General features: G+C 53.1%; 10 protein-coding genes. 5 read left to right on the top strand and 5 right to left on the bottom strand.

What is annotated here, in order from left to right:
* The first annotated feature begins 20 nt into the window (after positions 1 to 20).
* Positions 21 to 869: an OmpA family protein gene (locus CKV66_RS11340; protein ID WP_085364372.1), complete on the top strand. Its 849-nt coding sequence runs from the start codon at positions 21 to 23 to the stop codon at positions 867 to 869.
* A gap of 162 nt (positions 870 to 1,031) precedes the next feature.
* Here the strand turns inward: CKV66_RS11340 and CKV66_RS11335 are convergent, their stop codons facing one another.
* Positions 1,032 to 1,277: a DUF1289 domain-containing protein gene (locus CKV66_RS11335; protein WP_085364373.1), complete on the bottom strand. Its 246-nt coding sequence runs from the start codon at positions 1,275 to 1,277 to the stop codon at positions 1,032 to 1,034.
* 5 nt (positions 1,278 to 1,282) lie between these two features.
* On the opposite strand from CKV66_RS11335, the gene CKV66_RS12255 reads away from it, so the two are divergent.
* A complete protein-coding gene (locus tag CKV66_RS12255) occupies positions 1,283 to 1,504 on the top strand; it encodes a hypothetical protein (RefSeq protein ID WP_143773821.1) in 222 nt (73 codons plus the stop codon).
* A 74-nt stretch (positions 1,505 to 1,578) separates the two neighbouring features.
* Here CKV66_RS12255 and hemN read toward each other — a convergent pair whose 3' ends face one another.
* Positions 1,579 to 2,988 (bottom strand): oxygen-independent coproporphyrinogen III oxidase, encoded by a 1,410-nt coding sequence (hemN, locus tag CKV66_RS11330; RefSeq protein ID WP_085364374.1) that lies wholly within the window; start codon positions 2,986 to 2,988, stop codon positions 1,579 to 1,581.
* Positions 2,989 to 3,195: 207 nt separating this feature from the next.
* Between hemN and fnr the strand changes: the two genes are divergently transcribed.
* Entirely contained in the window at positions 3,196 to 3,930 is a 735-nt protein-coding gene (fnr, locus tag CKV66_RS11325; protein ID WP_054600270.1) for a fumarate/nitrate reduction transcriptional regulator Fnr, read from the top strand.
* Between the two features lie 82 nt (positions 3,931 to 4,012).
* Here the strand turns inward: fnr and argJ are convergent, their stop codons facing one another.
* Positions 4,013 to 5,233 carry a bifunctional glutamate N-acetyltransferase/amino-acid acetyltransferase ArgJ gene (gene argJ, locus CKV66_RS11320; RefSeq protein WP_085364375.1) on the bottom strand — a complete coding sequence of 407 codons (1,221 nt, stop codon included), beginning with the start codon at positions 5,231 to 5,233 and terminating at the stop codon, positions 4,013 to 4,015.
* Positions 5,234 to 6,625: a chloride channel protein gene (locus tag CKV66_RS11315; RefSeq protein WP_085364376.1), complete on the bottom strand. Its 1,392-nt coding sequence runs from the start codon at positions 6,623 to 6,625 to the stop codon at positions 5,234 to 5,236.
* A 458-nt stretch (positions 6,626 to 7,083) separates the two neighbouring features.
* On the opposite strand from CKV66_RS11315, the gene CKV66_RS11310 reads away from it, so the two are divergent.
* Together CKV66_RS11310 and CKV66_RS11305 are read left to right on the top strand one after the other, a co-directional pair.
* Complete coding sequence (locus CKV66_RS11310) at positions 7,084 to 7,836, top strand: GNAT family N-acetyltransferase (protein WP_085364377.1); 753 nt, start codon at positions 7,084 to 7,086, stop codon at positions 7,834 to 7,836.
* 118 nt (positions 7,837 to 7,954) lie between these two features.
* Positions 7,955 to 8,701, top strand: a complete 747-nt coding sequence (locus tag CKV66_RS11305) for a lysophospholipid acyltransferase family protein (protein ID WP_085364378.1) — start codon at positions 7,955 to 7,957, stop codon at positions 8,699 to 8,701.
* A 95-nt stretch (positions 8,702 to 8,796) separates the two neighbouring features.
* On the opposite strand, the gene CKV66_RS12765 is transcribed toward CKV66_RS11305, so the two are convergent.
* Positions 8,797 to 10,533 carry a calcium-binding protein gene (locus tag CKV66_RS12765; RefSeq protein WP_157739168.1) on the bottom strand — a complete coding sequence of 579 codons (1,737 nt, stop codon included), beginning with the start codon at positions 10,531 to 10,533 and terminating at the stop codon, positions 8,797 to 8,799.
* Positions 10,534 to 10,696 lie beyond the last annotated feature (163 nt).

Raw genomic sequence — 10,696 nt, 5'->3', positions numbered from 1 at the left:
GAAACAACAAGGAAATCGACATGAAAGTAAAAACAATGTTTCAAGCAGGCGCGTGCCTGATGATGGCTGCCGCATTATCCGCATGCGCAACCAAAAGCCGCGTGAGCAAAGACGGCACAACCGACAACCCCGTTTTCCCCGCGGTGGAAAAAGTTTCTCCGTCGTTTAAGCACAACAAAGGTACGTTCCCGACTGCCGACGAGCTGGCGCAAATCAACCCCGGCATGACCAAAGACCAGTTTTACAAGCTGTTGGGTCGGCCGCATTTCAACGAAGGCATGTTCGGCGTGCGCGAGTGGGATTATGTGTTTCACTTCCACACACCCGGCCAAGGCACCGACGGGATAACGACCTGCCAGTTCAAAATCCTTTACGATAAACACAAATACGCCCGCAGCTTCCATTGGAAAGCGGTTGACCCTGAAAACGCCGTCTGCCCGTATCAGGCCGGCGGTGTAGGCAAAAAAACGTCCTCCACCCGCTACACCGTATCGACGGATGCGCTGTTTGCTTTCGACAAAAGCGATTTGGACAATATGCAGCCTGAAGGCCGTGCCGAGTTGGACAAACTGGTGAAGAAGCTGAAAAAAGCCCAGTTGCGCAGCGTGCGCGTAGTAGGGCACACCGATTACTTGGGTGCCGACGATTACAATCTGGCTTTATCCGCCCGCCGCGCCGAAACTGTGCGCCAATATCTGATTAAAAACGGCGTGACCGCCAAAGTGGTGCATGCTTCCGGCGCAGGCGAAACCGAGCCGGTGAAGCAATGTGCGGAAAACAGCAACCGCGAAGCACTCATCAGCTGCCTGCAAGCCAACCGCCGCGTGGAAATCGAGGTGGATGGTTCGATTGCCGCAGAACGGAATTAATTGAGATTACATATTTCGTTTGACTGATTCGATAACGATGAAGAAGGCCGTCTGAAAAGTTTTCAGACGGCCTTTAGTATTGGGAGCCGGGTTCGATAGATTAGGATTGGGCATCAACGGTTATGTTTCGCCAAACCGAGATGGCTTTGTGATGAGAAAGCCTTAAAAATCAAAGCCCATCTGGTCGGGTAATTCAACTTCCGTATGCTTGTCTCCCGCTGCCTTTTGCAATTTGCTGCGGCGCATGGCAATCAAGCGCATGACTTGGTGCTTTTGCGTGTCGGTCATCTTCTGCCAATACAGCCGCTCTTCCCGACTGCGCAGGCAGCCTTTGCAATAGCCTTTGCTGTTGGCTTCACAAACGCCGATGCAGGGGCTGGGGATGGCGAAGAACTCGAGTTGTTCCATAAATCATGCGGAAAAAAGAAACATTCTGCTCGAAAAACACCGTCTTTTCAATCAATCGCTGTTTTCCGCGTTTTCAGACGGCACCGGAAGCCTTGCACAATTCAGACGGCCTCAAAAGTTTGAGGCCGTCTGAAAGCGAGCAGGCAGGCTCCGCTGAAACCCGCCAAGCAGGTTCGTTTAAATATCGGCCAAACAGAAAACAGCTTGCGCAGGGGGATTGGCTTTGAATACGGATCGAGGGAACCTTTGCCGATTATGCCCGGCCTGTGGCTTTTCAGACGGCCTCAACAGGTGGATGCGCTTAAACCGTTTTCGAGTATTGTGCCGTTGTTTCTTTATGCCGCAGATGGTAGTCAAACACCATGGCGATGTTGCGGATGAGAAACCGGCCTTTCGGCGTAACCGTCAGCCCGTCGGCGCGCAGCTGCAACAAACCGAGTTCGGCCAAATGCTGCAAATCAGCCCATTCTTCGCGGAAATAATCTGCAAACGAAATACCGAACGCGCGTTCGTAGGTTTCAAATTCGAGCGCAAAGCGGCACATCAAATCTTGAATGATGTCGCGGCGCAATAAGTCGTCGCTGTTGAGACGGTAGCCGCGCATCACCGGCAGGCGGCCTGCGTTGATGGCGGCGTAATAGGCTTCGATGTCGCGTTCGTTTTGAACGTAGGCATTGCCGATTTTGCCGATGGAAGAAACGCCGATGGCGATGAGGTCGCAGTCGGCATAAGTCGAATAGCCTTGGAAGTTGCGTTGCAGACGGCCTTCTTTCAGGGCGATGCACAATTCGTCTTCGGGCTTGGCAAAATGATCCATGCCGATAAATACATAGCCGCGCGCCGTCAGCGTTTGCACCGCATATTGCAGGATATCGAGTTTTGCTTCGCTGTCGGGTACGGCGGCGGTATCGATGCGCCGCTGCGGTTTGAAAATGTGGGGCAGGTGGGCATAGTGGTAAAGCGCCAAACGGTCGGGATTGAGCGAGAGCACGGTGTCGATGGTGGGCTTGATGCTTTCGGGCGTTTGATGCGGCAGGCCGTAAATCAAATCCACGCTCACCGATTTGAATCCGGCTTCGCGGGCGGCTTCGATCACTTCTCTGGTTTCTTCGACGGTTTGAATGCGGTTGACGGCTTTTTGTACTTCGGGGTCGAAATCCTGAATGCCGACGCTCATGCGGTTGAAGCCGAGCCTGCCCAAATGCAGCACGGTCTCGCGGCTGACTTTGCGGGGGTCGATTTCAATCGAGTATTCACCGTCGGGCAGTAAGTCGAAATGGCGGCGGATCATGCCGAAAACGCGCTCAAGTTGTCCGTCATTCAAAAAAGTGGGCGTGCCGCCGCCGAAGTGCAGCTGTATCAGCGGATGGCGGCCGTTTAAGTGCGGTGCCAGCAGGTTGAGTTCTTTTTCCAGATATTCGATATAGGCATCGGCGCGGGATGTGTCTTTGGTGATGATTTTGTTGCAGCCGCAGTAATAGCAGATGGTGTTGCAGAAGGGAATATGGATATACAGCGACAGCGGTTGGTTTGGGCTGCCCGCTTGGCGCATATCCAGCGAATGAATGTATTCTTGCGCATCAAAGCCGCTGTGAAAGCGGTCGGCGGTGGGGTAGGAAGTATAACGCGGGCCGCTGGAAGGCAGCGATGCGATCAGGTTACGGTCGAATTCGGGCGATTGGTTGGCAATGGCGATATTGATGGTATTCATGTGTGGTTTCGTGTGTTGTTTAAAGCCTGTTTGTTGTACGGTGTAGGCGCGGTTAAGTGAAGCTTTAGCCGTTATTTTTGATCCATAGGCAAAATAAGGGTATTTTGCTAGAATAAGCAAGTTATCGACAACGTGCCTTGATGCGAGTCAATATTTGATTAGTCGGGGTAATATCACACGCTGCTTATGAATAAAGGTTAACCGGGTATGCCAGCACATACTGTACCAAACCAGATGAAAACATTGTGTTCGACATGCTCTCTGCGTGAGTTGTGTCTCCCCGTAGGTCTGATGCCGGCCGAGTTTGCCCAACTTGATGCCGTGATCCGTCAAAGCCGCAAATTGAAAAAAGGCGAATGCCTGTTTCGCGCGGGCGATGCTTTCAGCTCTCTTTTTGCCATCCGCACGGGTTTTTTTAAAACGACCATCGCCAGCCAAGACGGGCGTGATCAGGTTACCGGCTTTTTTATGTCGGGCGAGCTGATCGGTATGGACGGTATCTGCTCCCATACGCACAGTTGTGATGCGGTTGCTTTGGAAGACAGCGAAGTGTGCGAACTGCCTTTTGCTCATATGGAAGAGTTGGGGCAGAAAATCCCCAGCCTGCAAACCCATTTCTTCCGCATGATGAGCCGTGAAATCGTGCGCGATCAGGGCGTGATGCTGTTGTTGGGCAATATGCGCGCCGAAGAACGCTTGGCGGCTTTTTTGTTGAATTTGTCCAACCGCCTGTATTCCCGCGGCTTTGCGGCCAACGATTTTATTTTGCGTATGTCGCGCGAGGAGATTGGCAGCTATTTGGGGTTGAAGCTGGAAACGGTAAGCCGAACCTTGTCGAAGTTCCATCAGGAAGGTTTGATTTTGGTGGAGCACAAGCATATCCGCATCCTCCAGCCTGATGCCTTGAAACAAATGGTGTCGGGTTGCGCACATGCGTTGTGATGTTTACGAAGTCATGAAATAACATGAGGCCGTCTGAATTTTTTCAGACGGCCTCATGTTATTTCAAAACATTTGTGTTTAATTAGCTGCGGTAGTCGGCATTAATCGACACATAATCATGCGATAAGTCGCAGGTATAAACCGTGGCCTGTTCGCCGCCGCGTTGCAGATCGACGCGCACGGTAATTTCGTCTTGGTTCATGATCATCTGCCCGGCTTCTTCGGTGTAGCTCTCGGCTCTGCCGCCGTGTTCCGCAACCAAAGCGGAACCTAACCACAAGCGTACTTTGTCGGTATCGAAGTTTTCCAAACCGGAATAGCCGATGGCGGCAAGCAGGCGGCCGAGATTGGGGTCGGAGGCGAAAAACGCGGTTTTTACCAAAGGAGAATGCGCGATGGAATAGGCAACTTTGCGCGCTTCTTCGCGGCTGGCGGCGTTTTCCACATGAATGGTAATAAATTTGGTGGCGCCTTCGCCGTCGCGCACAATGGCTTGCGCCAATTCGAGTGCAAGGCTGCCGAGCAGCTCTTTCAGTTGGTCGTAACGCGGGTCGGCGATATTGTCGATTTCGTTTTGGCCGCATTTACCGGTGGCTACGATGACGAAGCTGTCGTTGGTGCTGGTGTCGCCGTCAACGGTGATGGCGTTGAACGAGAGGTCGGCGATTTCTTGTGTGAGCATTTGCAGCACGGGCTGGGATACGTTGGCGTCGCACACGATAAAGCCGAGCATGGTGGCCATGTTGGGGCAAATCATGCCCGCACCTTTGGCAATGCCGGTGGCGCGCACGGTGTGGTTGTTGCCGATTCTGCCTTCACGACTGGCGGATTTCGGCACGGTGTCGGTGGTCATGATGGCGCGCGCGGCATCGTTCCAATGTGCGGGTTTTACGTTGGGCAGTGCGGAGACGATTTTGGCGGTGGGCAGCGGCTCGAGAATCACGCCGGTGGAGAAGGGCAGCACCTGCTCCGGTTCGCAGCCTATTTGTTTGGCGACGGCACGGCAAACGGTTACGGCATCTTCACGGCCTTTGAGACCTGTGCCGGCGTTGGCATTGCCGGTGTTGATAACCAAAGCGCGGATACCGTTTTCGTTGGACAGATGTTCTTTGGCAATGTGCACGGGGGCGGCGCAGAAGCGGTTTTGCGTGAATACCGCGCCGACGGTATTGTCGGTGTTTAACACGATCAGCGTTAAATCGTCATGGGCGGCCTTCTTCACGCCTGCCTGCCCGATAAAAACCTGCGCGCCGTCTACGGTAAGTAATTCTGCTGCGTATTTTTCTTTTAGATTCACTGCCATTTATCGGTTCTCCTTAATATCGACCTGTTTGGCGGCATATTCTTCCTGAACACGCTGCCGGAAACGTGCGCCTGCCGCATGGTAAAACGGCTTGGGTGAAAACTGGCGCGACACTTGAGATGCAAAAATAGCACCAATCAACAGCCAAAACAACAGATTCTGTCCGCCCGTCATTTCCATCACGACAACGCTGGAGGTGAGCGGGGATTGCGTGGCGGCGGCTAAAAAGGCGGTCATGCAGATTAATACCAAAACGTTGACGCCGGTTTGCAGGTCGGCAAATTGGGCGATGTGTTGGCCGATCATCGCGCCGACGGTGAGCGAGGGTGTGAAAATGCCGCCGGGGATGCCCGCCCAGTAAGACAGCACGGTGGCAAGCCATTTGGCTGCGGCCACGCCGAAGGGGGCGTCATACATGCGCCGTAAGGCATCGGAAGCTTCGTGATAGCCGGTGCCGAATGTCTGCCCTTGATAAATCGTGCCGAGCGCGGCCAGCAGTACGCCGATAACGCCGGCCAACATAATGGGATGGCGGCGTATCCAGCCGCGGTATTTTTCGGGCGAAAAGGCCGCCGCACCTTTATACAGCATGCGGGCAAACAGGCCGCCGGCCACGCCGCACACCAGTGCGCTCAGCAAGACCCAAATCAGCATGTCGTCCAACTCGGTGCCGTGAAAGCCTGAGAAATAGGGGTTGTTGCCCTGAATGGCCACCTGAATGAAACCGGCCGCCAAGACGCCGATGAAAATCTGCCGTTCCCAGCGCAACAGTATGCCGCGCCCCAATTCCTCGATGGCAAACACCACACCGGCCAGCGGAGCATTAAAAGCAGCGGCCAAACCGCCTGCCGCGCCGGCGGCAATCAAATCGTTTTCCTGCATGCCTTTGAAGGCGATATTGTGTTTTTTGCACCATGCGCCCCAAGCCGACATTACGGCGGCACCGACTTGCACCGACGGCCCTTCACGCCCGATAGACGCGCCCGCGAGCATACCGAGAAAGGTAAGCGGGATTTTCAACATGGTTTGCCACAGCGAAATCAGCCGGGTTTTTTGTGCGCCGTAAGGCAGCGACAGCGAGGCCAACACCTGCGGAATGCCGCTGCCTGCGGTGTAAGGCGCGAAACGGCGCGTCAGCCAAACAATCAAAGGCAGGCCGAGCGGCAGCGCCACCCACGCAAACCACGGATATTCGCCGACCAGTCGCGCGTTTTCTTCGAGCGCCCAGTCTGCCATTTTGGCAAACGCCAGCGATACCAGCGCCACCAGCGCCGCGCCGGCGAGCAGAAAGCCGAAAGCTAGCGTTTTGCGCGACAGCCTTTGGGTTTGATTGAGTTTGTGGATGATTTTTTTCTTGAGTATCCGGTAGCGAGTGGTAAGAAAAGTTTTCATGAGAAGACAGCCTAGTCTGGTAATGTGCGGTAATCGGTTTCAGACGGCCTCGGTGAGCAGGACAATGTGGACGGAAAAACAACAAATCCGCGCCGGTAAAGAAAGTGAACCGAAGCCGTTTTCCGCTGCCTGATCGAAGGCTGCCGAGCCGTTTGGGTGTGTAAAACGATAGGTAAAGCACGGCGGAATCATCGGGTGTGCAGCGGTGGTGCAAAACCGTTATTATGAGCAGATTTTTTCTGTATATAAAGGGTTGTGAGCGGTTTGGCCGGTTGATTGTTGCGGCTGTGTCGGTTGAGTAAGGTAGGGCAAAGTTGGCGCCGGCGAGGTGGTGGATGCCGTCTGAAAAAGGTGTTTTCAGACGGCCTCAGTAACGGTAACTGTCAGTATTATGTATGGAAAAATGCAAAAGCACTCTGTTATACTAACGGGCTTACTTACTGACGACGAGAGCTTATATGCCCCATAAAAGCCGTTTCAACACCACAGGCCCGAAAATCGGCCTGACTGTGCGACTGGCGGAAAACCAACAAGAAATCGAAGCCGCACAACGCTTGCGTTATCAAGTATTTGCCGAAGAATTAGGCGCCGACATCCAAAGCAGCGACGGTTTGGATGTGGATGAATACGACCAACATTGCCACCACTTGTTAGCTTTTGACGATGCCACCGGCGAAGTGATCGGCTGTTACCGTCTGATTACCGAAGAGGGCGCCCAAGCCGTCGGCTCGTGGTACAGCGAACACGAATTCGACCTCTCTCCCTTGAAAGACATTCTGCCGCAAACCGTTGAGCTGGGCAGAGCGTGTATCCATCCCGATTACCGCAACGGCGGCTTGATTATGCTTTTGTGGTCGGGTTTGGTGAAGTTCATGCGCGATGAAAACCTGCGTTTTATGATCGGCTGCGGCAGCATCAGCACCGTCGACGGCGGCCACGAAGCGGCCGGCCTGTATCACGCTTTAAAAGAAAAGCATTTGGCGCCTGCACAATGGTGCGTGCGTCCGCTCAATCCCCTCAAATGGGACGAACTGAATCCCGTTGAAAATCCTCCTTGCCCGTCGTTGATTAAAGGCTATTTGAACGCCGGTGCCTGGTTTTGCGGCGAGCCGTGCGTCGATGAAGCATTCAACTGCGCCGACGTGTTGATTCTGATGGACATCAACCGCTTAAACGACCGCTATCTCCAACGTTTTGCCCCGCGACTTTAAAATAAATCATCAGGCCGTCTGAAAACCCGCTGGAGGGATTCGCTAAAGCGAACGATGCAGGCTTCGCTAAAACTTATTCAGACGGCCTGCTGATGTATTGCACACACACTTCAATAATATGAAAACCTTACGCACTGCTTTCCGACTGTTCTGCATAGCCGGCTGTTTGCTTTACGGCATGCTGGAAATGTTTTTCCTGTTTCCTTTTTACAGCAAGCAACGCAAACTGCGCGCCATTCAATTGTGGTCGCTGCGCGTGCTCGCCTCTTGCGGGCTGAAGCTCAAAACCTACGGCAACCTGCCGAAAGAAGGGCAGGGGCAGATGATGATCTGCAACCACATTTCATGGCTGGACATTATGGCGATTAATGCCGCGTTTCCCGGCCGTTTTGTGGCCAAAGACGATGTGGCGAAATGGCCGGTGGTGGGTTATCTCGCTACACAGGCGCAAACCGTTTATGTAACGCGCAACAAAGGCACCGAAGGCAACAGCCGGAAAATCCGCCATGTTACCGAGGCGTTGAAAAACGGCGATACGGTTACTCTGTTTCCCGAAGGCACGAGCAGTGAAGGCCACGAAATTCTGCCGTTTAAAACCAGCTTTTTTCAGGCGGCCAATGAAGCGGGCGTGCCGTTTATTCCGGTGTTGTGCCGCTATCCCAATCCGGACGGCAGCAGCCCAAACCCGGCCATGGCGTACTACGGCGACATCAGTTTGGTGGAATCCATTCGCATGATCGCTTCGCAGCCGGGCGGTACGGCAGAACTTTATTTCCTCGACCCCGTGCCGTCGGGTGCGGACAGGCAGGAAATTGCCCGCCATATTCATCAATTGTTGAGTGAGAAGCAGCGCGAATTGGGCTAAGGCTTAGCAACAAGAGACTATAAGGCCGTCTGAAAATATTTTCAGACGGCCTTATTTCCATCATAGGCATTGTAAAGCGGTAATGCCGATGTTGATCAGCCCAATATTTCCTGAACTTTCAAAATATCGTCTAAAGTCATATCAGATTTGATGCCTTTGAAGGTTATTGAATTCTGATAAGTATGGCCGTCTTCCTCGCCGCGGAAAGATAAAACATGCTTTTGCTGATCCCATTCTAGGAAGTGTTGGTCAAAATCCAGCAGCTCGGTGAACACCAATTTGTCTTGGTCGAAATCGAAGTTGACGATGGTATCGTGGCCGCTGTCGCTGTTGGTTACGAACACATAGCTGTCTTTGCCTGTGCCACCGAATAAATAGTCATCGCCGGCACCGCCGATTAAGATGTCGTTGCCCGCTTCGCCGCGCAGGGTGTCGTTGCCGCCGTTGTTGCTGCGGTCAAGCAGTTGCGCCCAGTTTTCTTCGATGAAGTGGCGCACGGCAGGGTTGCTTGTGCTGCCGAGGTGTTCGCCGACGTAGGCTTGCAAGGCATGGAAGGCATCGCTGCCGTCTTCGGCTTTGAAATCCAGTTCTGCGGTGCTGATGTTGTCGCCGAACAAAATATCGTTGCCGTTGTTGCCTTCGAGGGTGTCGTGCGTTGCTTTGACGGTGTAGGTGATTTTTTCGCCGTTGATGTCCAATTCGGCGCTGTTGCGCATATCGCCGATTAAAACGTCTTTACCCATATTGCCTTGCAGCTCGGCGTTTTTGCCGAGGGCGTTGTCGCCTGCTCCCAAGTGGTATTCGTAGGGATTGCCGGCGGTGTCGTTGACGCGGATCGACAACACGGAATCATCGTAATCGGGTTTGCGGGGGAAAGTGCTGCGGATACCGGGTATCAGGTGGGTGGAGGAGTGGTAGGTGATGTCGGGAACGCGTCCGGTAAAGTCGGCAAGCGGGGTAAACGTGTAGCGGTTGTTTTCGATTTTAATAGTGCCTACGTCGTCGATATCGATTGATTCGCCGGCTCGGACGTATTGGCCGTCGACGGAAAAAGAGATGACTTGCGGCGAGGCGGCGCGGGAATCGGGGTGCAGGTTGTCGAACAGCGAACCGCTGATTTCTTTGCCTTTGGTGGTCCAAACATTTTCATCGCCGTCAATCATGATCACGCCGCCGGGTTTGCGGCCGACGCTGATGTGAAACAGATTCGAGGTGAAATTGCCGTCGGCATCAATCGAGGCGACGCTGATAACGTGGTTGCCGTGCGAGAGGTTGTCGAGTTTGTAGGAAAAATTGCCTTCTTCGTCGATTAAATGGGTGATGTGTTTCATGTTGTGGTTTGGTTTTTCATAGCCGTCGCTGATGAGAACCGATTGGCTGCCGGCCTCCACTTTGCCTTTGATTTCCAGATTGTTGGAATAGCTGTGCCACGCGTATTCGTTGTCTTTGATGACGCCGCTGTCGGAAACAATGTCGATTTTCTGTTCGTTGCCGTCTAAATGGCCGTTCATTTGGGTGGTGGTAACGTTGCCTTGTCTGCCGAAGGCTTTTAATTCGGCCAGGATATCGCCGCTAAAGGATGGCGGAATGCTCATCTCTGCTATAAACGTGCCGTCTTGATTGATGGGGATGAAGCTTTTTTGTAAGTGCCGTTCGATGATTTGGTTGTTTTTGGTCGTGTCGGAATAGTAGATATGGATTTCGATTCTGTCGGTCTGTTCGGCAACTTGGCCGGTAAGTTTAAGCAGCCCGTCGCTTGTGTCGAATGTGTTGTTATCGGCGTTGCGGCTTTCGGCGCCGTTGATACCTAACCATTGTTTTGTACTCATCATTGTCTCCATTATGTGAATCAATATTTGTTTGATATGAATCATGTAGATAGATTAAAGAGTGCGGAGGCGGGTAAAAGTTCTACGGTTTGCCGGCTTGCCGGAATTTGCTTGGATAGAAAGGCAGAGGCCGTCTGAAAACATTTTCAGACGGCCTTTTTGCGAT

It is taken from the genome of Neisseria zoodegmatis (genome assembly GCF_900187305.1).
Lineage (GTDB): Bacteria > Pseudomonadota > Gammaproteobacteria > Burkholderiales > Neisseriaceae > Neisseria > Neisseria zoodegmatis.
Note: the sequence above shows the minus strand (reverse complement) of the source record. Positions and strands in the feature narration are given on the sequence as shown.